At 71.4% G+C, this 22,712-nt stretch carries 23 protein-coding genes; 13 read left to right on the top strand and 10 right to left on the bottom strand.

Annotated elements, in window-relative coordinates:
* The first annotated feature begins 123 nt into the window (after positions 1–123).
* The 5 genes from LX14_RS16030 (at position 124) to LX14_RS16010 (ending at position 3,614) form a co-directional block, all read left to right on the top strand.
* Entirely contained in the window at positions 124–303 is a 180-nt protein-coding gene (locus LX14_RS16030) for a hypothetical protein (RefSeq protein ID WP_253648332.1), read from the top strand.
* Between the two features lie 24 nt (positions 304–327).
* Positions 328–1,506, top strand: coding sequence for a glycosyltransferase (locus tag LX14_RS16025; RefSeq protein WP_253648331.1), 1,179 nt, complete (start codon positions 328–330; stop codon positions 1,504–1,506).
* A gap of 11 nt (positions 1,507–1,517) precedes the next feature.
* A complete protein-coding gene (locus tag LX14_RS16020) occupies positions 1,518–1,712 on the top strand; it encodes a DUF3046 domain-containing protein (protein ID WP_253648330.1) in 195 nt (64 codons plus the stop codon).
* Positions 1,713–1,923: 211 nt separating this feature from the next.
* On the top strand, positions 1,924–2,967 hold the full coding sequence (gene recA / locus LX14_RS16015) for a recombinase RecA (RefSeq protein WP_253648329.1): 1,044 nt from the start codon (positions 1,924–1,926) through the stop codon (positions 2,965–2,967).
* 8 nt (positions 2,968–2,975) lie between these two features.
* Positions 2,976–3,614: a regulatory protein RecX gene (locus LX14_RS16010; RefSeq protein WP_253648328.1), complete on the top strand. Its 639-nt coding sequence runs from the start codon at positions 2,976–2,978 to the stop codon at positions 3,612–3,614.
* Between the two features lie 10 nt (positions 3,615–3,624).
* On the opposite strand, the gene LX14_RS16005 is transcribed toward LX14_RS16010, so the two are convergent.
* Positions 3,625–3,891, bottom strand: coding sequence for a helix-turn-helix transcriptional regulator (locus LX14_RS16005; protein WP_253648327.1), 267 nt, complete (start codon positions 3,889–3,891; stop codon positions 3,625–3,627).
* 92 nt (positions 3,892–3,983) lie between these two features.
* Here LX14_RS16005 and map point away from each other — a divergent pair, with 92 nt between their 5' ends.
* Positions 3,984–4,775 (top strand): type I methionyl aminopeptidase, encoded by a 792-nt coding sequence (gene map / locus LX14_RS16000; protein WP_253648574.1) that lies wholly within the window; start codon positions 3,984–3,986, stop codon positions 4,773–4,775.
* On the opposite strand, the gene LX14_RS15995 is transcribed toward map, so the two are convergent.
* The 4 genes from LX14_RS15995 to LX14_RS15980 are packed head-to-tail and all read right to left on the bottom strand — an operon-like array spanning position 4,763 to position 8,062.
* Positions 4,763–5,629: an amino acid ABC transporter permease gene (locus LX14_RS15995; RefSeq protein WP_253648326.1), complete on the bottom strand. Its 867-nt coding sequence runs from the start codon at positions 5,627–5,629 to the stop codon at positions 4,763–4,765. The genes map and LX14_RS15995 overlap by 13 nt on opposite strands.
* A complete protein-coding gene (locus LX14_RS15990) occupies positions 5,626–6,309 on the bottom strand; it encodes an amino acid ABC transporter permease (protein WP_253648325.1) in 684 nt (227 codons plus the stop codon). The genes LX14_RS15995 and LX14_RS15990 overlap by 4 nt, the downstream gene beginning before the upstream one ends.
* Positions 6,306–7,334: a glutamate ABC transporter substrate-binding protein gene (locus LX14_RS15985; RefSeq protein ID WP_253648324.1), complete on the bottom strand. Its 1,029-nt coding sequence runs from the start codon at positions 7,332–7,334 to the stop codon at positions 6,306–6,308. The genes LX14_RS15990 and LX14_RS15985 overlap by 4 nt, the downstream gene beginning before the upstream one ends.
* On the bottom strand, positions 7,334–8,062 hold the full coding sequence (locus tag LX14_RS15980) for an amino acid ABC transporter ATP-binding protein (RefSeq protein WP_253648573.1): 729 nt from the start codon (positions 8,060–8,062) through the stop codon (positions 7,334–7,336). The genes LX14_RS15985 and LX14_RS15980 overlap by 1 nt, the downstream gene beginning before the upstream one ends.
* Before the next feature lie 228 nt (positions 8,063–8,290).
* Here LX14_RS15980 and miaB point away from each other — a divergent pair, with 228 nt between their 5' ends.
* Both miaB and LX14_RS15970 read left to right on the top strand, forming a co-directional pair.
* Positions 8,291–9,847, top strand: coding sequence for a tRNA (N6-isopentenyl adenosine(37)-C2)-methylthiotransferase MiaB (gene miaB, locus LX14_RS15975; RefSeq protein ID WP_253648323.1), 1,557 nt, complete (start codon positions 8,291–8,293; stop codon positions 9,845–9,847).
* Positions 9,847–10,518, top strand: a complete 672-nt coding sequence (locus LX14_RS15970) for an Rv2732c family membrane protein (RefSeq protein ID WP_253648322.1) — start codon at positions 9,847–9,849, stop codon at positions 10,516–10,518. The genes miaB and LX14_RS15970 overlap by 1 nt, the downstream gene beginning before the upstream one ends.
* Positions 10,519–10,581: 63 nt before the next feature.
* On the opposite strand, the gene LX14_RS15965 is transcribed toward LX14_RS15970, so the two are convergent.
* Positions 10,582–12,075, bottom strand: a complete 1,494-nt coding sequence (locus LX14_RS15965) for a DUF349 domain-containing protein (RefSeq protein WP_253648321.1) — start codon at positions 12,073–12,075, stop codon at positions 10,582–10,584.
* Positions 12,076–12,258: 183 nt separating this feature from the next.
* Between LX14_RS15965 and LX14_RS15960 the strand changes: the two genes are divergently transcribed.
* Genes LX14_RS15960 through hflX form a run of 4 tightly spaced genes read left to right on the top strand, consistent with a single transcriptional unit; the run spans position 12,259 to position 16,514 of the window.
* Positions 12,259–13,029, top strand: a complete 771-nt coding sequence (locus LX14_RS15960; protein WP_253648320.1) for a class III extradiol ring-cleavage dioxygenase family protein — start codon at positions 12,259–12,261, stop codon at positions 13,027–13,029.
* Complete coding sequence (gene miaA / locus LX14_RS15955) at positions 13,026–13,940, top strand: tRNA (adenosine(37)-N6)-dimethylallyltransferase MiaA (RefSeq protein ID WP_253648319.1); 915 nt, start codon at positions 13,026–13,028, stop codon at positions 13,938–13,940. Before LX14_RS15960 ends, miaA begins: the two co-directional genes overlap by 4 nt.
* A gap of 46 nt (positions 13,941–13,986) precedes the next feature.
* Positions 13,987–14,916 (top strand): diaminopimelate epimerase, encoded by a 930-nt coding sequence (gene dapF, locus LX14_RS15950; RefSeq protein ID WP_253648318.1) that lies wholly within the window; start codon positions 13,987–13,989, stop codon positions 14,914–14,916.
* Positions 14,917–14,924: 8 nt separating this feature from the next.
* Positions 14,925–16,514, top strand: coding sequence for a GTPase HflX (gene hflX, locus LX14_RS15945; RefSeq protein ID WP_253648317.1), 1,590 nt, complete (start codon positions 14,925–14,927; stop codon positions 16,512–16,514).
* An 87-nt stretch (positions 16,515–16,601) separates the two neighbouring features.
* Here the strand turns inward: hflX and LX14_RS15940 are convergent, their stop codons facing one another.
* The 4 genes from LX14_RS15940 to LX14_RS15925 all read right to left on the bottom strand — a co-directional run bounded on the left by LX14_RS15940 (position 16,602) and on the right by LX14_RS15925 (position 20,844).
* Positions 16,602–16,862: an HPr family phosphocarrier protein gene (locus LX14_RS15940; RefSeq protein ID WP_253648316.1), complete on the bottom strand. Its 261-nt coding sequence runs from the start codon at positions 16,860–16,862 to the stop codon at positions 16,602–16,604.
* Positions 16,863–16,904: 42 nt separating this feature from the next.
* A complete protein-coding gene (locus LX14_RS15935; protein ID WP_253648315.1) occupies positions 16,905–19,022 on the bottom strand; it encodes a PTS fructose transporter subunit IIABC in 2,118 nt (705 codons plus the stop codon).
* An 86-nt stretch (positions 19,023–19,108) separates the two neighbouring features.
* Positions 19,109–20,080, bottom strand: a complete 972-nt coding sequence (locus LX14_RS15930; protein WP_253648314.1) for a 1-phosphofructokinase family hexose kinase — start codon at positions 20,078–20,080, stop codon at positions 19,109–19,111.
* The gene (locus LX14_RS15925) at positions 20,077–20,844 is read right to left on the bottom strand and encodes a DeoR/GlpR family DNA-binding transcription regulator (RefSeq protein WP_253648313.1); all 768 of its coding nucleotides are present in this window, start codon (positions 20,842–20,844) and stop codon (positions 20,077–20,079) included. Before LX14_RS15925 ends, LX14_RS15930 begins: the two co-directional genes overlap by 4 nt.
* 170 nt (positions 20,845–21,014) lie before the next feature.
* On the opposite strand from LX14_RS15925, the gene LX14_RS15920 reads away from it, so the two are divergent.
* Complete coding sequence (locus LX14_RS15920) at positions 21,015–22,703, top strand: putative PEP-binding protein (protein ID WP_253648312.1); 1,689 nt, start codon at positions 21,015–21,017, stop codon at positions 22,701–22,703.
* The last annotated feature ends 9 nt before the right edge of the window (positions 22,704–22,712 follow it).

Here is a 22,712-nt window from a genome sequence, read left to right as displayed (position 1 = left end):
GGGTGTCCCCTGATCTTCCCCCCGGTTCCGGTCGTCTCCGCTGACGCCGCCGCTCGCGGAGTCCACGCTGGTGTGCAGAGGGCGGCGATCACGCCGCCCGGGGACGCAGGTGAGGAGCTCGTCATGTGGTGGAAGATCGCGCTGGCCGTCGTGGCCGTCTGGTTGTTGTTCGGTCTGATCGTGGCGCTCGTGAAGGGTGTCGCCGCGCTGGCCGTGGTCGCGCTCGTGGTCATCGGTGCTGTGTCCGTCGTCCGGTGGTTCACCCGGGCCGGCCGCGCCGATGTGGCCGACCCGAGCGTCTAGACCCGTCTGGGAGGTGTCGGCTCGATGCGGATCGCCGTGGTCGCGGGTCCCGATGCGGGACATGCCATCCCGGCGATCGCATTGGCCCGGCGGTTCGCGGCGGCCGGAGACGAGGCCGTGGTCTTCACCGGCGATCCCTGGGCGGACCGGTGGTCGCCACGCACCGCCGACGACCGCCGGGTGTCGCTGCGGCCGTTGCCGGGTCTGCATCACACCGGTGGTGAGGACACCGACGCCGGCGCACGGCTGAGCGTGCGGGCGGCGCAGATGACCACCGATCTGTTGGAGCCGCTGCGCGCCGCCGACGTGGACCTCGTGGTGGGCGATGTGATCACGGTCTGTGGTGGCTGGGCAGCGGAGACCCTCGGCATCAGCTGGGTCGAGCTGTCGCCCCACCCGCTCTACGAGCCGTCGCGGGGTCTGCCCCCGATCGGCAGCGGACTCGCCCCCGGACGAGGCGTGCGCGGACGGTTGCGGGACGCGACGATGCGCGCATTCACGGCACGGTCGCGTGCGGTGGGGGAGCGTCAACGCGGCGCGGCCCGGGTCGCCATCGGCCTGCCCGCGTCCGCGCCGGGACCGTCGGCGCGGTTGGTGGCGACACTGCCGGCCCTCGAGGTCGACCGTCCGGACTGGCCCGCCGACGCCCATGTGGTGGGTCCGCTGCTCTGGGAGCCCACGGATGCGGTGTTCGAGCCACCCCCCGGCGACGACCCGCTGGTGGTGGTGGCTCCGTCCACCGCCGCGACCGGTGTGACGGGGCTCGTCGAGACCACGCTCGCCGCGCTGGACCCCGCGGTCACGGGACGCGTTGTGCGCGTGGTGATCTCGGCGCTGGACGTCGACGACCGGGCTCTCCCTCCGTGGGCTGTGGCCGGCACGGCACGCCAGGACCTGCTGCTCGAGGGGGCTGCGGCGGTGGTCTGCGGTGGTGGTCACGGGATGCTGGCCAAGAGCCTGGTCGCGGGGGTGCCGGTCGTCGCGGTGCCCGGCGGCGGCGATCAGTGGGAACTGGCGAACCGGGTGGCCCGGGCGGGGGTGGGCTCGTGTGTCCGCCCGCTGACGGTGGACGCGATCCGCGCCGCGTGTGCCCGCGCCCTCGACGACGACGCCGTCCGCGCAGCAGCGGGCCGTGCCGCGGCGGGTGTCCACGACGTCGCCGACCCCGTCGCGGTGTGCCGTGCGGCCGCGGCCCGCCACTAGAGTCGACGGCGATGCGCCTCACCGAGTTCAGCGAGTTGATGTCCACCGAGTTCGGACCCGTGGCCGCGGAGTCGATGCTCCGGGACCACGTCTTCGTCGAGTTCGGCGGCCGGTCCGGTGCGGACGCGCTGGACGCCGGCGTCGATCCCAAGACCGTCTGGCAGGCCTACTGCCGCGAGTTCGACGTACCCCGCGATCGGTGGTGACACGCCGGTGTGTCGGTCCGGGCGTCGAACACGTGTTCGGGATATCGTGAGTCCTGTTCGAGCACGTTCCACGACGACGGTCATCCACAGATGCGCGTCGTCCACAGCCTGATCGCCGTCGACATCGTTCCTGTCGGTGGTCGGCCCTAGCGTGACGCACAACAGAGGACGACCGGCTCGCAGACGGGCCGCATGAGACGCGAGGAGCATCATGGCAACCGCACCGCAGGACCGCGAGAAGGCCCTCGATCTGGCGCTGGCCCAGATCGACAAGAACTTCGGCAAGGGATCGGTGATGCGCCTCGGTGACGAGGTCCGCCCCCCGATCGAGGTCATCCCGACCGGCTCCATCGCCCTGGACGTGGCGCTGGGCATCGGTGGGCTGCCCCGAGGCCGTGTCGTCGAGATCTACGGCCCGGAGTCGTCGGGCAAGACCACGGTCGCCCTCCACGCGGTGGCCAATGCCCAGGCCAACGGGGGCATCGCCGCCTTCATCGACGCCGAGCACGCGCTCGACCCCGACTACGCGGCCAAGCTCGGTGTCGACACCGACGCCCTGCTGGTGTCCCAGCCGGACACCGGTGAGCAGGCGCTCGAGATCGCCGACATGCTGATCCGGTCCGGCGCGCTGGACGTCCTCGTCATCGACTCGGTGGCGGCCCTGGTGCCCCGTGCGGAGATCGAGGGCGAGATGGGTGACAGCCACGTCGGCCTGCAGGCCCGGTTGATGAGCCAGGCGCTGCGGAAGATGACCGGCGCGATGAACAACTCCAAGACCACCGTGATCTTCATCAACCAGCTGCGCGAGAAGATCGGTGTCATGTTCGGTTCGCCCGAGACCACCACGGGCGGCAAGGCGTTGAAGTTCTACGCCTCGGTGCGTCTGGACATCCGTCGCATCGAGACGCTCAAGGACGGCACCGACGCGGTCGGCAGCCGTACCCGCGTCAAGGTCGTCAAGAACAAGGTGTCGCCCCCGTTCAAGCAGGCCGAGTTCGACATCCTCTACGGCCACGGCATCAGCCGTGAGGGCTCCCTGATCGACCTCGGCGTGGCCGAGGGCTTCATCCGGAAGTCGGGATCCTGGTTCACCTATGAGGGTGACCAGCTCGGGCAGGGCAAGGAGAACGCCCGCAAGTTCCTGATCGAGAACGTCGACATCCGCGAGGAGATCGAGAAGAAGATCAAGGAGAAGCTGGGCATCGGAGCCGTGCTCGACGCCGACGAGATCGCGCCGGCGCCCGTCGACTTCTGACACCGGCGGTGGATCCGCACACCGTCGACCGCCTGCGCGCCGCTGCGGACGAGATCGTGTCCCGCCCCCGCGTCGAGCCGTCCGGCTCGGCACGGGGGCGTGACCGTCTCGACGACCCCACGTCGACACCGACACGATCACGCGGTGGGGCCGGCGGCAAGGATGCCGATGGCCCGTCGGCCTGGGACAGTGCGCTGCGACTGCTCGGCGTCCGGGCCCGGTCACGCTCCGAGCTACGGACGCGTCTGCTGGACAAGGAGTTCCCCCCGGCCGACGTCGATCGGACCCTGGAACGCCTCGCCGAGTTCGGACTTCTCGACGACGCCGAGTTCGCCCGTCAATGGGTGGAGTCGCGGCACCGCACGCAGGGACGAGGCCGGATCGCCCTCCGCAACGAATTGCGGACCAAAGGGGTCGATCCGGCGGTGGCGGAGAGTGCCCTGGCCCTCGTCGACGACGAGGACGAACGGGCGCGTGCCGAGGATCTCCTCGCCCGCAAGGTCGGGTCGCTCACAGCCGACGATGTCGCCGACCGCGGGGACCGTGACAGACACACCCGTCGGTTGGTGGCGATGTTGGCCCGCAAGGGGTACCCGGCGGGACTGGCGTTCGATCTCGTCCGGTCAGCGCTCGACGACCTCGCCTGACGACCGGCGGTCAGCCCGCGAGTCGACCGGAACGCGCACCTCTCCACGCCTCGACCGCTTCGTCCACGCCGAGGCCGATCGCCTCGCAGACCGCCAGGACGGTGCCGAAGCCGGGGCTCGGGATGCGCCCGACCTCGATCTTGCGCAGCGTCTCCGGCGAGATCCCTGCGGCCGCCGCGACCTCGGCCGAATCGCGACCGCCCCGGGCCTCACGGATCAGTGCGCCGAGACGCCGGCCTGCCTCGAGCTGTTCGTGCGTGAGCGGGATGCGGACCATGCGCTGATCGTATCCGGTATTCCTGTACCGCGGCTGGTACCGTCGGTCCCGGTATAGAAATACCGAATGCGTGACGACGGACGGGGTACGTGGTGATCGAACTGAAGACAGCAGGCGAGATCGACGCCATGGCGGTCACGGGCAAGGTGGTCGCGCAGATGCTGCACACGCTGACCGCAGAGGCCGTGCCGGGCGTCGACCTGATGACCCTGGAGTCGGCCGCCCGGGACCTCCTCGCCGATGCCGGTGGGCGATCCTGCTACTGGGACTACGCGCCCTCGTTCGGGCGTGGGCCTTTCCGCAACGTCATCTGCCTGTCGCCGAACGACGCCGTCCTGCACGGCCGCCCGCGTCACCAGGTCCTCGGAGACGGTGACGTGCTCTCCCTCGACCTCGCGATCTCCGTGGACGGGTGGGTGGCGGACTCGGCGGTCACCGTCGTCGTCGGGGATCCCGCGGATCCCGCCGACGTGGCCCTCGTCGATTCGACGCGACGCGCTCTCGACGCGGGTATCGCCGCGGCGGTACCCGGCAACCGGCTCGGCGACGTGTCAGCGGCGATCGGGGCGGTCGCCGACGCCGGGGGCTACCGGGTCAACACCGACTTCGGCGGTCACGGACTCGGCCGCACCATGCACGAGGACCCCCACGTGTCCAACCGCGGTCGCCCCGGGAAGGGTCTGCGCCTGCGCCCCGGCATGACGCTGGCGTTGGAGCCGTGGTGGTCACGCGGCGCACCCGACCTCGTCGTGGACGAGGACGGCTGGACCCTCCGCGCCGCGGACGGTTCCAGGACGGCCCACAGCGAACACACGATCGCCGTCACCGACGACGGTCCCCGTGTGCTGACCGCCCGACCACGGGACGGAGGTCAGGCGGCCTGAGCGCTGCCCGTGGCGTCGGCGGTCATGACGGTCTCCTTGCGTCGACCCGTGCGGATGCGCTGCTCCACCCGGGTCGCCGTGAAGGAGAGGCCGGAGTTGATCAGGATCATGACGATCGCCACGATCACCAGCGCCGGCAGGTAGTTGCCGTAGAACGACGCGGACTGGATGCCCGACCGCACGACCTCGATGTAGCCGATCGCATAGCCCAGGGCGCTGTCCTTGAGGGCGATGACCATCTGCGAGATCAGCGCGGGGAGCATGGCCGTGACCGCCTGCGGCAGCAGTATCAGCCGCATCGTCTGACCGGGCCGCAGACCGAGGGCCTGCGACGCCTCCGACTGGCCCGACGGCAGCGAGAGGATCCCCGAGCGGATGATCTCCGCGATGACCGACCCGTTGTACAGCGTCAGGCCGGTCACCACGGCCGCGAACGACAGCTGCAGGGACGGGAACACCGCGTACTCCGCGTACAGGTAGTACGCGAAGATCATCAGGATCAGCACCGGGATGGAGCGGAACGTCTCGACGACGGCCCCGGCGACCATGCGGACCCATCGGTGTTCGGAGAGTCGCCCCACACCGAGGACACCGCCGAGCACGAGCGCGAACACGATCGACAGTGCGGCGGCCTTGAGGGTGCCCCAGAGCCCGGGCAGGAGATAGGTCGTCCAGGTGGTCGCTGTGACGAACGGCTTCCACTTCTGGGCCGTCAGCTGGTCGTTGCCGGCGAGGGTCACGAGGACGAACGCCACGACGGCGGCGAGGATCAATCCGAACACCACCGCGATCAGGGCGTTGCGCCGGCGTGCCCTCGGCCCGGGGACGTCGTAGAGAACCGTCGCGCCGCTCATCGTCGGACCGCCAATCGTCGAGCCAGCCGGCCGAACACGAAACCCTCGGCCAGCGTGATGATCATGAATCCGACGGCGATGATCGCGAAGATGGCGATGATCTGGTCGGCGTGGTTCTCGATCTGCTCCTTCATGAGCAGCGACGCCTCGGCCACACCGATCGCCGAGGCGATGGTGGTGTTCTTCGTCAACGCGATGAGCACGCTGCCCATCGGCCCGATCACCGATCGCGCCGCCTGGGGGAGGACGACCAGTCCGAAGACCCGTCCGAAGCCCAACCCGAGCGACCGCGCCGCCTCCGCCTGACCCATGGGGACCGTGTTGAACCCCGACCGCAGCGTCTCGCACACGAACGTCGACGTGTAGAGCACGAAGCCGAGGACCGCGAGCCAGAAGTTGTTGTTGTCGACGAAGTTCGCGTTCTCCGGCGCCAACGTCAGGCCGAGGTTCTGGTAGAGCCCGATCGAGCAGAAGATGATGATCAGGGTCAGCGGGGTGTTGCGCACGATGGTCACGTACGCGGTCCCGAACACCCGCATCACGGGGACGGGGGAGACCCGGAGGCCGGCGAGGATCGTGCCCCACACCAGCGACCCGATGGCGGCGTAGAACGTCAGCTTGATCGTCGTCCAGTACGCGGGCCACAGCTGGGGACCCATGTCCAACCAGAGTTCGTTCACGACAGACCCGCCGGGCACGGCGTCGACGTCGAGTCGAGGAAGGACAGGTCACCGGGCTTCGGGGTGAACGTGAACGGCGAGTCCGGGCGATCCGCGCGCGACATCAGCTTGTCGACCTCGGTGTCACCGATCGACTCGCGCAGGGCCCGTTCCCACGGCGACGAGCCCGAGGAGTCGGGGGCCAGCATCGCCGTCAGTGCGGTGTTCACCGCCGCCACCGACTTCGGGTAGTTCTTCGCCATGCCGATCCCGTAGCGCTCGGTGGAGAACGGCGTGCCCTTCTTGCGCAGGACCTTCTTGCCCGAGGAGGTGGTGCAGGCGTCCTTGGGATAGGTCATGTCGACGACGCGGAAATCGCCCCGGTAGATGTCGAAGTCGGCGAAGCCGGCCAGGATCACCTCATCGGTGGTGAGGGCGTCGACCTTGCTCTGCCGCAAGGCCTCCACGCATCCGGAGTACGAGTCGTACTCCTGCAACTGGACTCTGGGCAGCTGGGCCTTGACGTTCTGTGCCGGTGTCGAGCCGGTGACAGAACAGAGCTTCTTGCCCTTGTCGAGGTCGGTCAGCGTCGTGATCCCGGTGTCGTCGCGGCGGACCAGCAGGCCCTGGTAGTTGACCAGGTAGGGCCCGGCGAACGCGACGCGCTTGGACCGGGCGGCGTTGATCGAGTACGTCGCGGCGATCATGTCGACCTCGCCGTTCTCGATGAGCGTCTCGCGCTGCGCGGACGGGGTCTCCCGCCAGGTGATCTTGGGGGAGTGCACGCCCATGCTGCGCGCGATCGAGTCGACGACGTACCGCGACACCAGGGTGTCGAAGCCGGTGAAGTCCTTGTCGGGCTCGCGCAGACCGAGCCCCGGCTGGTCGTACTTGGTGCCCAGGATCACCGACCCCTCGCGGATGGAACCGACGAGGTCGCGGGGATTGGTGTTGCCGCAGGCGGTCAGCGTGGCGGCACACACGGCGATCGCGACCGCCACGACGAGCGGGGCACGCAGCGATCTGCGTCGGGGGGTCCCGCGCATCAGTGGCCCAGGATCTTGCCGAGGAAGTCCTTGGCCCGGTCGGACTTCGGCGCGGTGAAGAAGGTGTCGGGGTCGGTGTCCTCGACGATCGCGCCGTCGGCCATGAACACCACGCGGTCGGCGGCGCGCCGCGCGAACCCCATCTCGTGGGTGACGACCACCATCGTCATGCCCTCGCGGGCCAACGACACCATGACGTCGAGCACCTCGTTGACCATCTCGGGGTCGAGGGCGGAGGTCGGCTCGTCGAACAGCATCGCCTTCGGCTCCATCGCCAGCGAGCGCGCGATCGCGGCACGCTGCTGCTGTCCGCCGGAGAGCTGTGCGGGGTACTTGTCCTTCTGGGCGGCGATGCCCACCCGCTCGAGGAGCTGCTCGGCGTGTTCCCGCGCCTGGGCCTTCGACTTCTTGCGCACCTTGATGGGGGCGAGGGTGATGTTGTCGAGGATCGTCTTGTGCGCGAAGAGGTTGAACGACTGGAACACCATGCCGACGTCGGTCCGCAGGCGCGCGAGGTCCTTGCCCTCCGACGGCAGCAGCGTCCCGTCGACGCGGATCTCACCGGAGTCGACAGGCTCGAGACGGTTGATCGTGCGGCAGAGGGTGGACTTGCCCGATCCGGACGGTCCGAGCACCACGACGACCTGGCCGGCCGGGATCTCGAGGTCGATCCCGTCGAGGACGTGCAGGTCGCCGAAGTACTTCTCGACACCCCGCAGGGAGATCATCGGTGGCGCCTGCCCGGTGGCCGGTGTCGCCGGGCCGGTCTGCGAAACGGTCATGAGAGTGCAACCTCGCTGTTCGACGGTGCTCGCCCTCGGCGGGGTCTGCCGATGGGTAAAGAGGACCTTACTGTTGCGGTGTCCCGTCCGCCGGTTCTTCACGCGCCGAGGAGCGCGTCGGGGCGCCGGCGGCGACTACGGGGACCGGCGGTGGTCGACGTACCCTGGAGACCGATGAACGCCCCGGTCACCCACCCCTCGACACACGTCGGCACCGCGCCGCGCCGCTATCAGGTGCGCACCTACGGGTGTCAGATGAACGTCCACGACTCCGAACGCATCCGCGGCGTGTTGGAGGACGCGGGATACGAACGCGCCGCCGACGGCGACGACGCGGACCTCGTCGTGTTCAACACGTGCGCGGTGCGCGAGAACGCCGACAACAAGCTGTACGGCAACCTCTCGCACCTGGCGCCGGTCAAGGCCGACCGACCCGGCATGCAGATCGCGGTGGGCGGGTGTCTGGCGCAGAAGGACCGGTCGGCCGTCGTCGACCGCGCCCCCTGGGTCGACGTCGTGTTCGGCACGCACAACCTCGGGTCCCTGCCCGCACTGCTCGAGCGCGCCCGCCACAACGAGGTCGCACAGGTCGAGATCGAGGAGTCGCTCAGTGCGTTCCCCTCGACGTTGCCCGCCCGTCGCGAGTCGTCGTACGCCGGCTGGGTGTCGATCTCGGTGGGCTGCAACAACACCTGCACGTTCTGCATCGTCCCGTCGCTGCGCGGGAAAGAGGTCGACCGTCGCCCCGAGGACGTGCTCGCCGAGGTGCAGGCCCTCGTCGACCAGGGCGTCGTCGAGATCACCCTCCTCGGCCAGAACGTCAACGCCTACGGGATGTCGTTCGCCGACCCCGACATTCCCCGTGACCGGTCGGCCTTCGCCGACCTCCTGCGCACGGTCGGATCCGTGGACGGACTGGAGCGTCTGCGGTTCACCTCACCCCATCCGGCCGAGTTCCGCTCCGACGTCATCGACGCGATGGCCCAGACGCCGTCGGTGTGTCCACAGCTGCACATGCCGTTGCAGTCGGGATCCGACCGCATCCTGCGCGCCATGCGTCGCAGCTACCGGCGCGAGCGGTTCCTGTCCATCCTCGACGAGGTCCGCGACGCCATGCCGCACGCCGCGATCACCACCGACATCATCGTCGGGTTCCCCGGCGAGACCGAGGAGGACTTCGCCGCGACCCTCGACCTCGTCGAGCGTGCCCGGTTCAGCTCCGCGTTCACGTTCCAGTACTCGCCGCGTCCGGGAACACCTGCGGCTGACATGCCCGACCAGGTCCCGCCCGACGTCGTCCGTGAGCGCTACCTCCGACTGACCGCACTGCAGGACGCGATCTGCCTCCGGGAGAACGAGCGCCTCGTCGGTACCGCGGTCGAGGTGCTGGCCATGGCGGAGACGGGTCGCAAGGGCGCGTCGACGGGTCGCCTGACCGGGCGCGCACGCGACGGCAGGCTCGTCCACTTCATCGGTGACCGCGACACGGTCCGGGCCGGCGATGTCGTCGAGACCGTCGTCACCGCGGCCGCACCCCACCACCTCGTCGCCGACGTCCCCGTGACGTCGCATCGCCGCACCCGCGCCGGTGATGCCTGGGCAGCGGGCCGCACCCCGACGACCCCGCCGGTCGGTGTGGGCCTGGGTATCCCGTCCATCGGTGCGCCCGACGCGGGGGACACCGCAGTCCGGGACCGTGTGGCCGTGTCGTGTTCGGAAGGATGTGCGTGATGACGAGCAGTCAGGAACCGACCCCGACGGGTCTGGAACACCTCGAGGGAGACCTGCGCCGCGCGGAACAACGCATCGCCGGGGAGATCGAACCGGGCGCGCGGGCGGTCGTCGTCGCCGCGGCGGTCCTGGTCGCGATGGTCGCGATCGTGCTGCCGCACACCGGCTCCGCGAACGGGATCGACGTGCTCACCTTCTCCAGCACCTCCTCCGCCGAGCGTGTCACGATCGTCTCGCGGGTCTTCCTCTACCTGTTGGTGATCTTCGGGATCGGCTTCTCGATGCTCGCGCTGGTCACGCGACGCTGGGTGCTGGCCTTCGTGGCCCTGTGCGGCAGCGCCGTCGGGTGCATCGCGGGCATGCTCGCCTGGTGGTCCCGCAACACGCCCGGCGTGAACGGCATCGCACCACCGCACGGCGTCGGTCCCGGCCTCGTCCTGGGGTGGCTGGCGCTCATCGTCATCACGTTCCACTGGGCGCGGGTGGTCTGGGCGCGCACGTCCTACCACCTCGCGCTGGAGGCGCAGCGACGCGACGACGCCGCGGCGGCCGAGGATCGTGCGCGCTCGCTGCAGCGCGCCGCCGCCCGCCGATCCGACGCGGGCGACACGTCGCCGTCGCACGGTGAGGGTCCCGGGTCCGACGCCGGGCAGGAGCAGGACCCGGCCTGAGAGCCGCGGTTCGGGAGCCCGGGTTCGGGTTCCGATGGGCCGGGGCCGGTCACACCTGAGTCGTCAGCGACCGCCGACGGCGTTGTCGGCGGCGGCGGCCCACTCCCGCCACTGCTGGGCCTGTGCCCGGAGGTCCGCGGCGTCCTTGTCCTTGCCCCGGGCCGCGGCCTTCTCGGCCTGATCCTCGAGCTGGGCCACCCGCGACCGGAACTGCTCGGCCCGTGCGGCGACCTCGGGGTCGGTGCGCTGCCAGTGGGTCTCCTCGGCGTCGCGGACCCGCTTCTCGATCGCCCGTATACCGCGCTCGAGGGGCTGCATCCGATCCCGCGGCACCTTGCCGATCGCATCCCACCGTTCGCGGATGTCACGGAACGCCCGGCGGGCGGCGTCGAGGTCGCCCGCGGGGTCGATCGTCTTCTCGGCCTCGTCGAGCAGGGCCTGCTTCGCGTCGGCGTTGGCGCCGAACTCCTCGTCCCGTTCGGACTGAGCGGCGTTGCGGGCGGCGAAGAACACGTCCTGGGCGGCCTTGAAGCGATCCCAGAGGGCGTCGTCGGAGTCGCGCGGCGCGCGTCCGGCGGCCTTCCACTCGGCCAGCAGGTCGCGGAACCGACCCGCGGTCGGCCCCCAGTCGGTGGAATTCGCGAGGGTCTCCGCCTCGGCGATGATCTCCTCCTTGCGGGCTCGGGCACCCGCGCGGTCGCGATCCAGCTCGGCGAAGTGGGCGCCCCGGCGGCGGTTGAAGGCGTCACGGGCCTTCGCGTACCGCCGCCACAACACGTCATCGGTCTTGCGGTCGACGCCCTTGATCGTCTTCCACTCGTCGAGGATGGCCCGCAGCCGGTCCCCGGCGTGCTTCCACTGGGTGCTCTCGGCGCCGATCGTCTCGGCCTCCGCGCACAGTTCCTCCTTGCGGGCGATCGCCGCCGTGCGCGCGGCGTCGCGTGCCCGGTTGCGTTCGACGGCGACGGTGTCGGCACCCTCGACGATCGCCGTCAGCCGGGTACGCAGCCCCGCGACGTCACCGATGACCGCGGCCTCGGGCAGCGTGTCCAGCAGCGCCACCGCCGACGTCTTCGTCTTGCGCGGATCGCCGGTGCCGGCGGTCAGGCGCTCCTCCAGCAACTCGATCTCGGTGGCCAGGTCGTCGAAGCGGCGCCCGTAGTGCGCGAGGCCCTCCGCGGGGGTCCCCGCCTGCCAGGACCCGATGATCCGCGCGTCGTCGCCCTCGATCAGCCAGACCGTGCCGTCGTCGTCGACGCGGCCGAATGCCGACGGATCCGACGCCGGCCGCACGTGCTCGACGACGGGCACGGGTCCCGATCGCGGTGCGGGTGACGGGCGTGGCCCGGGACGGGGGCCCGGGCGGGGACCCGGCCTGGGGCCGGGGGCGGGTGGAGCGGTCGCTGCCGGTGGGGAGGCCGGGGGCGTGGGTGCGGGGGTGATCGGGTCGACGACCCCGGTCTGTCCACCGGCGTCGGCGCGGGCCTCGTCGCCGGCCGGCGCGGGCGCGTCGGTCACGCCGGGATCGTGTGGCGTCTGCTCCACGTGATCGCTCATCGGTCTCGTCCCTCGTCCCTGCCGCGCGTCACGGCCGCCGTTCCTCGTGCCGCGTCCCGCGGCGTCCCCGCGCGGTCGGGCGCGGCGTGGGGACCATTCAAACAGGTGCCGTCCGGTTTCGTGCGCAGTCGTCGGACCTGCGCACGGGCCGCGGTCGGCCCCCCGCCGGTAGCGTGTGCGGACGTGCTCGCCGCCGTCGCCCTCGTGCCCGGGTCGCCGTTGCTCGTCCCCGCGCTCACCGGTCCCCGCGACGACGACGTGCAGCCTGTCCGCACCGGCACCCTCCGGACCGTCTCCCGCCTCGCCGAGGTCGCCCCCGTCCGCTGGGTCGCCGTGGGGGTGGCCGACCCCCATGACCCCGGCGTCGCGCCGGGGCCGCCGGGTGTGACCGGACCCGACCAGATCCCTACGCAGGGGACGTATCTGGGCTTCGGGGTGGACGTGCGGGTGCGGTTGAGTCCGGGGCAGGTCCCCGAGGGGATCGAGGACGCCATGCCGACCGCGATCCTCGCTGCGGCGTGGCTCCGCGGGGACGTGGCACCCGGGATCGCGGTGAGCCCGTACGTGGTGGCCGCCGACGCCGACGACGACCGGTTGCGGACGCTGGCAGGGGAGATCGCCCGGATCGTCACCGCCGACGACGAACCCGTCGGGATGCTCGTCGTGGCGGACGGGTCGACCTCGCTGACACCGCGCGCACCCGGGGGGTTCGTGGAGGGGGCGCCCGCGGTGCAGGCGATCGTCGACGACGCGATCGCGGCGGCCGACCTCGACGCCCTCCTGGAACTCGACGCCGCCGAGTGTGCGGGCGTCGGCCTGACCGGTCGTGCCGCGCTGCGCGTCGCGGCGCTCACCTGGCGGGCGGCGCGCCCCGACGAGCCCGTCGGTGAGTCGTTCTATCGCGGAGCGCCGTTCGGGGTCGGGTACCACGCGGCGTTGTGGCACCCGCGGTGAGCGGGCGCCCGACACCGATCGCCGTGATCGGCCCCACGGGCACCGGGAAGTCCGACCTCGCCCTCGACGTCGCGCAGCGGTGCGACGGCGAGATCATCAACATCGACGCCATGCAGCAGTACCGCGGGATGGACATCGGCACCGCGAAGGTCCCCCCGTCGGAGCGGCGGGGTGTGCCGCATCACCAGCTCGACGTCCTCGACGTCACCGAGATCGCGACGGTCGCGCGGTACCAGGCCGCCGCGGGCGCCGACGTCGAGGACGTCCTCGACCGCGGCCGACGCCCGGTCATCGTGGGCGGGTCGATGATGTACATCCAGTCCCTCCTCGACGACTGGACGTTCCCCGCCACCGACGACGCGGTGCGATCACGGCTCGAGGCGGAACTCGACGCCCAGGGTGTCGCCGCGATGCACCGGCGGCTCGCCGAGATCGACCCGGCCGCGGGCGCGTCGATCCTCCCCACCGACGGCCGGCGGATCGTCCGGGCGATCGAGGTGGTCGAACTCACCGGTCGCCCGTTCGCGGCGTCGGCGCCGACCATCGGTGAGCCGCGCTGGTCGACCGTGATCGTCGCGCTCGACCGGGAGACCGCAGACCTCGACGACAGGCTGCGCGCACGCACCGAGGCGATGTTCGCGCGAGGCCTCGTCGACGAGGTGTCCGGCCTGGTCGACCAGGGGCTGCGTGAGGGGAGGACCGCATCGCGGGCCATCGGCTACGCGCAGGCCCTCGATGTCCTCGACGGCGTGTCCGACATCGCGACGGCGGTCGAGTCGACCTTCGTCGGCACCAGACGCTACGTCCGACGACAGCGCTCCTGGTTCCGGCGCGACCCCCGCCTGCACTGGTTCGACGCGGGCCGGACCGACCTGGCCGACGCGGTGTGCACGCTCGTGGACCCGGTGTGATCCCACTCGACCCGATGGCACGACCGCGGACGTTTACGCTGGGGTGATGAGCTCACACGGCGTCGACACCGAGCTCCCGTTCGTCAAGGGCCACGGGACAGAGAACGACTTCGTGCTGCTCCCGGACCATCGGGCACAGCTGGACCTCACGCCGCAGCTCGTCGCGGCGCTCTGCGATCGCCGCGCCGGGATCGGCGGTGACGGACTGCTGCGGGTCGCCCGCACCGACGCCCTGTGCATCGCCGGGGTCCTCGACGAGATCCCGGCGGGTGTCGCCACCGACGACTGGTTCATGGACTACCGCAACGCCGACGGGTCGATCGCCGAGATGTGCGGCAACGGCGTCCGCGTCTTCGCCCACCACCTCGTCGCCGCGGGACTCGTCGACGGCCCCGAGTTCGTCGTCGGCAGTCGCGCGGGCGGTCGTCGGGTGCATGTGCACTCCGCTGACGCCCACTCCGCCGACGTCACCGTCGAGATGGGTCCGGTCACCGTCGGTGACCGCAGCCCGGCGACCCTGGGCCGCACGCTCGAGGGCGTCGCGGTGGATGTCGGCAACCCCCACCTGGCCTGCGTCGTCGACGACCTCACCCCGGACACCCTGCGCGACATCGACTTCTCCGACGGCGCGGAGTTCGATCGTGACCTCTTCCCCCACGGGGTCAACATCGAGATCCTGACCCCGGTCGAGGACGGGGCGATCCACATGCGGGTGCTCGAGCGCGGGGTCGGGGAGACGCGCAGCTGCGGGACGGGCACCGTCGCGGCGGCGGCGGCGTCGTTGCTCGCCCACGACGGGAAGCCGACGGGCACCCTCGACGTTCACATACCCGGAGGCACCGTGACCGTCACGGTCACCGAGGATGGCGCGACACTGCGCGGTCCGTCACGCATCGTCGCGATCGGGACCGTCACCCGACCGGAGCCCGCCCCCGTCGCCGAGGAAAAAGGGATGCACACGACCCCGGCCGTGTGAGATCACTGATGGCGACGCCCGTACCCGACGACCAGCCGTACCCCGACCGCGACGACCTCGCGGCGGACACACCCACCGAGGAGACCACCTTCTTCACCGAACACCAGGGTCTGGCCTACGCCGACCCCACCGCAGACACTGACCCCGGGATCGACACCGACGGCCAGGACACCGACGACGCCGCGGCCGCCCGCCCGGCGGCGTGGACGCCGCGTCGGACCCCCACCACCGGTGAGCTCCAGCTCGACGAACGCACGTCGCTGCAGCGCGTCCCCGGTCTGTCCACCGAGCTCGACGACGTCACCGAGGTCGAGTACCGGCAGCTGCGCCTCGAGCGCGTCGTGCTCGTCGGGGTGTGGACGGAGGGCTCACAGCAGGCCGCGAACAGCCGAATGAGCGAGCTCGCGGCACTCGCCGAGACGGCGGGGTCCGAGGTCCTCGAGGGCGTCATCCAGCGACGCGACCGGCCCGACCCCGCGACGTACATCGGATCGGGCAAGGCCCACGAGTTGCGCGAGGTGGTCATCGCCACCGGAGCGGACACCGTCATCTGCGACGGTGAACTCACCCCGGCGCAGCTCACCGCGCTCGAGAAGGTCGTCAAGGTGAAGGTCATCGACCGCACCGCGCTGATCCTCGACATCTTCGCCCAGCACGCGACGTCCCGGGAGGGCAAGGCGCAGGTCGCCCTCGCGCAGATGGAGTACATGCTCCCGCGTCTGCGCGGCTGGGGTGAGTCGATGTCGCGCCAGGCCGGTGGCCGGGCGGGGAGCAACGGTGGTGTGGGCCTGCGTGGTCCGGGTGAGACGAAGATCGAGACCGACCGTCGCCGCATCCGTGAGCGGATGGCCAAGCTGCGCCGGGAGATCCGGGAGATGAAGACCGCGCGCACCGTCAGTCGGACGCGTCGCCGGCAGTCGGTGGTCCCGACGATCACGATCGCCGGTTACACCAACGCCGGGAAGTCGAGTCTGATCAACGCGATGACGGGTTCCGGTGTGCTGGTGCAGGACGCGCTGTTCGCGACCCTCGACCCGACCACCCGCCGCGCGACTCTCGACGACGGTCGCGAGGTGACGTTCACCGACACGGTCGGGTTCGTCCGTCACCTGCCCACGCAGCTGGTGGAGGCGTTCCGGTCCACCCTCGAGGAGGTCGTCGACGCCGACGTCGTCCTGCACGTGGTCGACGCGTCCGACCCCATGCCGATGAACCAGATCTCGACGGTGCGCAAGGTCATCGCCGACGTCGTCGCCGACGAGGACGCGTCCGCGCCGCCGGAGATCCTGGTGATCAACAAGATCGACGCCGCCGACCCCGTCGTCCTGACCACCCTGCGCGGTGAGTTCCCGGACGCGGTGTTCGTGTCCGCGACGACCGGCGAGGGCCTGCCCGAGTTGTTCACCCGGGTGCGTGACGTGGCCGGCCGCGACGACGTGGACATGACGATCCTCGTGCCGTACTCGCGAGGCGATCTGGTGTCGCGGATCCACGCCCACGGCGATGTGCTCGAGACCGAGCACGTGGCGGACGGGACGCGCCTGCGGGTACGGGTGCCCGCCGCGCTCGCGGGTGAGTTGTCCACCCTCGCCGTGTGATCGGCCACCGACACCAGCCCCACGACAGCAGTTGACGACAGCGGCCCCCGGGAATTCCCCGGGGGCCGCTGTCGTCGTCGGGTGGACCTACTCGGCGTCGAGGTCCTTGGCGACCAGTTCGGCGATCGAGTCCAGCGTCGGCTGGTCGTCGGCGGTGACGACGACCTGCGTCCCCTTCTCGGCGCCGAGGGTCATGATCATCAGCGCGGAACCGGCGTCCACGGGTTCCCCGCCCTCGACGGCGAGCGTGACGGGCGATCCGGCGGCCGCGACGGCCTCGGCGATGATCGTGGCGGGGCGGGCGTGCAGACCGACGGCGGAGCCGACGGCGATGGTGGTGCTGGGCATCTGCGGAGTTCCTTCAGGTGGTGGGGGTGTGACGGATGTCGGTCAGGCTGCCACGGGCGCGGCGGCCGTGGTGGGAGCCGCCACCGCGGTCTTGGTGGAGCGGGTGCGCATCTCCTTGAGCGCGACCACGATCGCTGCGGCCACCACGGTGCCCGCGGCGAGCGCGATCAGGAACCCGAGGACGTTGCTCATCGCGAAGAACACGAAGATGCCGCCGTGGGGGGCGCGCAGGCCGACGTCGAACGCCATCGTCAGCGCGCCGGTGACGGCGCCGCCGGCCATCATCGAGGGGATGACCCGCAGGGGATCGGCCGCGGCGAACGGGATGGCCCCCTCGGAGATGAACGACGCCCCGAGCAGCCACGCGGCCTTGCCGTTCTCGCGCTCGGGCTCGGTGAAGAGCTTCGGGCGGACGAGGGTGGCGAGAGCCATCGCGAGCGGCGGGACCATGCCCGCGGCCATGACGGTGGCCATGATCCGCAGGTCGGGGGCGGCGCCGACGGCCAGACCCTGGACGGCGAACGCGTAGGCGGCCTTGTTGACCGGGCCACCGAGGTCGAAGCACATCATGAGACCGAGGATGATGCCCAGGATGATGACCGAGCTGCCGGTCATGTTCGACAGCGCGTCCTGCAGTTCGGTGGTGACCCAGGCGAGCGGGCGGCCGAGGACCATGAACATCAGCGCACCGGTGACGAGCGTGGCCAGCAGCGGGATGATCACGACCGGCATGAGCCCACGGGCCCACTGCGGCAGCGGGATCCGACCGATGTACAGCGCGACGAAGCCCGCGATCAGACCACCGACGAGACCGCCGATGAAGCCGGCACCGACCGTCGAGGCGATGTAGCCGGCGGTGAAACCCGGTGCGAGACCGGGACGGTCGGCGATGGCGAACGCGATGTAGCCGGCCAGGGCGGGGACCAGGAAGAAGAACGCGAGCGAGCCGATCTCGAAGAACACCCCGCCGAGGTACTGGGCGAACCCGCCCGAGGGCAGGTTGGTCAGGCTGTTGCTCAGCGCGATCGTCGCACCCAGGGGATCGGTGGCGCCGTTGGGCTTGAGCGCCATCTCGTATCCACCGAGCAGGAAGCCCAGGGCGATGAGGAGGCCGCCGGCGGCGACGAACGGGATCATGTAGCTCACGCCGGTGAGCAGGATCTGACGCAGCCGGACGCCCCAGCCGAGCTCGCTGGTCGACGCTGTCGCGGCGCCACCGGAGGCCGGCGTACCCGACACCCGTGCGGCGGAGGGGTTCCCGGCCGCGGCGACCGCGTCGGCGATCATCGCGTCCGGCTCGTTGATGGCCCGCTTGGTGCCGGATTCGACGACGGGCTTGCCCGCGAACCGCTCGCGGCCCTTGACACCCACGTCGGTGGCGAAGATGACGGCGTCGGCGGCGGCGACCACCGACGGGTCCGCGGGGGTCGACTTCGACGACCCCTGCGTCTCGACGACGAAGTCGACGTCGGCGCGCTGCGCCGCGTAGGTCAGCGCGTCGGCGGCCATGTAGGTGTGGGCGATGCCGGTGGGGCATGCCGTGATCGCGACGATCGACACGCGCTTCCCGCCGGTGGCGGATCCGGCCGGCTCGACACCGGCCGGTGCGGTGGCGGCCGGCGCGGCGGCGGCGGTGGAGGTGGAGGTCCCCGCGGCCGGTGCGGGCGCGACCACCTCGCCGACGAGGGCGACGACGGTGGCGGCGTCGGGCGCGGCCCGCAACGACGCGACGAAGTCGGGGCGGACGAGGGCCCGCGCGAGGGAGCTGAGCAGCTTCATGTGCTCCGAGCCGCCCGACGCGGGTGCGGCGATGAGGAAGACGATGTCGGCCGGACCGTCGGAGGCACCGAAGTCGACCTTCGGGGCGAGACGTGCGAACGCGAGGCTCGCGCGGTTCACACCCTCGGTGCGGCAATGGGGGATCGCGATCCCGCCGGGCAGGCCGGTCGGGGACTGCGCCTCGCGGGCGAGGGCGGCCGCGACGAGGCCGTCGGCCTCGGTGGCGCGGCCCGTGTTCACGAGCAGGCCCGCGAGATGGGTGATGACCGCGGTGGTGTCGGTACCGGCGTCGACGTCGAGCGCGACGGTCGCGGCCTCGATGATCGACACCGGCTGCGAGCCGGAATCCGGTGCGGCCGGATCGCTGTGGGTGGTGGACATGTCGCCTCTTCTGGTCGTCGGTGACTGATGGTGTGTGTCGGTGGGACTGGATGCTCGACCGTCGGGGGTCTCGGCGGTCGGTGGTGTCAGACGAATGGTGTGGACACCTCGCTCACCCGCACCGCGTGCGGTGCGAGATCCCCGGGTCTGGGTGGCTGGGTTCCGGGCAGCGCGGCCGCGGCGGATCCGTGGGCGACCGCTGCGCGCAGGGCCTCGGCGGGTGCTGCGCCGGCGATCGACGCGAGCAGGTAACCGGCCAGGGTCGCGTCCCCGGCCCCGACGGTGCTGACGGGGGTGATCGGGGGCGGTGTCGCCTGCCATGCGCCGTCGGCGGTGACCACCATGGCGCCGGCCGCACCGAGGGTGGCCAGGACGACGCAGTCACCCGAGCCGATCACCGACCGCGCGGCCTCGAGGGTGGGGGAGAAGTCCCCCGCCGCGGCCGACCCGTCGAGATGGGCGACGTCTCCGCCGGTGATCTCGCACAGCTCCTCGGTGTTGGGCTTGATGAGGTGGACCGAGCCGTCGGCCACCGCGGGCAGCAGCGCCGCGAGGGGCGCGCCGGAGGTGTCGACGGCGACCCGGCATCCCGAGCCCGCGAGGGACGCCGCGACCTGGCGGTAGAAGTCCGCTGGGACGCCCGGGGGCAGTGACCCGCAGAGTGCGACCCACTCGGCGCCGGCGGACGCCGCCAGGATGAGCGCGGCGAACGCGTCGATCTGACCGGCGTCGAGTGTCGTCCCGGGGAGGTTCAGCTTCGTGGTCGTGCCGTCGGGTTCGGTGACGGTGATGTTGCTGCGCACCTCGTCGGCCGTCGCGACGGTCCGGTAGTGCAGGCCGACGGCGTCGAGGGCGACGAGCAGCGGATCGCCGGAGGGGGCGGGCAGGAGGGCGACGGTGGGCACGCCGGCGACCTGGGCGACGCGGGAGACGTTGATGCCCTTGCCGCCCGGCTCGCTCCGCGCACCGATCGCCCGCACGACGGCCCCGCGATCGAGCGGGCCGGGCAGGACGATCGTGCGGTCGAGGCTGGGGTTGGCCGTGACGGTGACGATCATGCGATCACGACCTCGACGCCGCGGGCGGACAGTCGTGCCGAGAGGGCGGGATCGATGCCCTCGTCGGTGATGAGGACGTCGACCTCGTCGACGTCGGCGAAGCGGGTGAGGTCCTCGTGACCGATCTTGGAGGAGTCGGCCACCAGGACGACGCGGTGGGCGGCAGCGATCATCGCCGACTTCACCGCGGCCTCCTCGATGTCCGGGGTCGACAGGCCGTGTCCCTCGGTGAGGCCGTTGGTCCCGATGAACGCGACGTCGACCCGGAGGGCGCCGAGCGCGGCCAGTGGAGCCGGACCGACCGCCGCCTGGGTGATGCCGCGGATGCGGCCCCCGAGGAAGTGGAGATCGGTGCCGGGGTGGTCGGCGACCGTCGAGGCCACCGACAGTGAGTTGGTGAAGACGGTCAGCGACCGGTCCCGGGGGAGTCGGGCCGCGGCGGCGATCGTCGTCGTCCCGGCGTCGATGACGAGGCTCCCCCCGTCGGACGGGACGAAGCGGCACGCGGCGGTGCCGATCCGCAGCTTCTCGTCCGGGTGCGCCCCGGCACGGGCGGTGACGTCGAGTTCGCCGCTGCGTACGGCGTCGACCGTCACCGCTCCGCCGTGGACCCGCCGCAGGTAGCCCGCACGCTCGAGAGCAGCGAGATCGCGGCGGACGGTCTCGCTGGTGACGGCGAACTCCTCCGCGAGCGCCGTCACCGACGCCCGACCCCGGCTGATCACCTGATCGGCGATGGCCTGCTGTCGTTCCTCGGCGTACACCGCGGCTCCTGTCGTCTCGACCCGTCGTCCGGATGTGGATTTCCGTGGGTCTGGATGTTGGTTCGTTTCTGTTTACGCTTGACTGTGTTGACAAGTCAAGCATTTCTTGTAATTTGAGTCACAGCAGTCGGTCGCCAGGGATCGGACGCACAGACCAGAGGTGGAACTCCATGACCGCGCACATCGCCACCGACCAGGCCGTTCTCGTGGGCACGCCCGTCGTCGCGGGTGTCGCGCACGCACCGGTGATGTGGCCGGGCGCCCGTCCCGCCCTCCCCGGGCCGGGTACACCACCCGCCGACGTCGAGGCCGAGTGCGAGCGGTTCTCCCGCGCCGCGACCGCTGTCGCCGACCGGCTGCGATCCCGGGCGTCGGCGGCGACCGGAGTCGCCTCGGAGGTGCTGTCGGCGACCGCGGCGCTCGCCGAGGACCGTGGATGGGTGGGTGCCGCGCAGAAGGAGATCCGCGCCGGCGCACCCGCGCCGAACGCCGCCGTCGCCGCGACCGAACAGTTCGCGGCCGTGTTCACCAAGCTCGGTGGGCTCATGGCCGAGCGGGTCACCGATCTCCACGATGTCCGCGACCGCGTCCTCGCCGAGCTCGCCGGCGAGCCCGAGCCGGGGATCTCGCTGCCGGATCACCCCGTCGTGCTCTGCGCCGACGACCTCGCGCCCGCAGACACCTCCGGACTGGATCCCGCCGTGGTCACCGCGTTGGTCACCCGCTTGGGCGGACCGACCAGCCACACCGCGATCATCGCCCGCCAGCTGGGCATCCCGTGCATCGTCGCGGTGCACGGGCTCGAGGCCGTCGCGGCCGGGACGCCGGTGATGGTGGACGGTGCCACGGGTCGCATCACGATCGCCCCCGACCCGGCAGTGGCGGACGCGGAGGTCCAGCGCTCACGGCACGCCGCCGCGGAGGTCGCCCGGTGGGCGGGCCCCGGGCGGACGGCCGACGGGAAGGAGGTCGCGATCCTCGCCAACGTGCAGGACGGCGCGTCGGCGAGGTCGGCCACCGACCACCCGGTCGCGGGGATCGGCCTGTTCCGCACCGAACTCGCCTTCCTCGACCGGGCATCGGAGCCGTCCCTGGACGAGCAGACCACCCTGTACCGGGAGGTCATCGAGGCGTTCTCCGGCTCCGCCGAGCCCGCGAAGATCGTGATCCGCACGCTCGACGCCGGGTCCGACAAGCCGTTGGCGTTCGTCGACGCGGGCGCGGAGGCGAACCCCGCTCTCGGCGTGCGTGGACTGCGCGTCGCGACCGCCCACCCGGAACTCCTCGAGCATCAGCTCGACGCGATCGCCGCGGCCGCACGCCAGTCGGGTACCACCCCGTGGGTGATGGCGCCGATGGTCGCGACCGCCGCCGAGGCGCGGGGCTTCGCCGCGGCCGTCCGAGACCGCGGTCTGGTCGCCGGCGTGATGATCGAGGTGCCGTCGGCGGCGCTGTTGGCGCCGGCCATCCTCGCCGAGGTCGACTTCGTGTCGATCGGCACCAACGACCTCACGCAGTACACGATGGCCGCCGACCGGATGTCGGCCGATCTCGCGACCCTCACCGACCCCTGGCAGCCGGCCGTCCTCGCGCTCATCAACACGGTCGCATCCGCGGGGGCGGTGGCGGGCAAACCCGTCGGGGTCTGCGGGGAGGCCGCGGCCGACCCACTGCTCGCGTGCGTGCTCGTCGGGATGGGTGTCACCTCGCTGTCGAGTGCCCCTGCCGCGGCCGCGGCTGTCGGTGCGGCTGTCGGCGGGGTCACCCTGGCGGCCTGTCGGGCGGCGGCCGATGCCGTCCTGGCGACCGCGGACCCCGCGGACGCGCGCGCAGCGGCCACCGCCGCCCTGCACGCCTGATCCGACCGG

Source organism: Williamsia deligens (genome assembly GCF_024171765.1).
In the GTDB taxonomy this organism is placed as follows: domain Bacteria; phylum Actinomycetota; class Actinomycetes; order Mycobacteriales; family Mycobacteriaceae; genus Williamsia_A; species Williamsia_A deligens.
The sequence above is the reverse complement of the archived record's forward strand: the minus strand, read 5'-3'. Positions and strand labels throughout refer to the sequence as shown.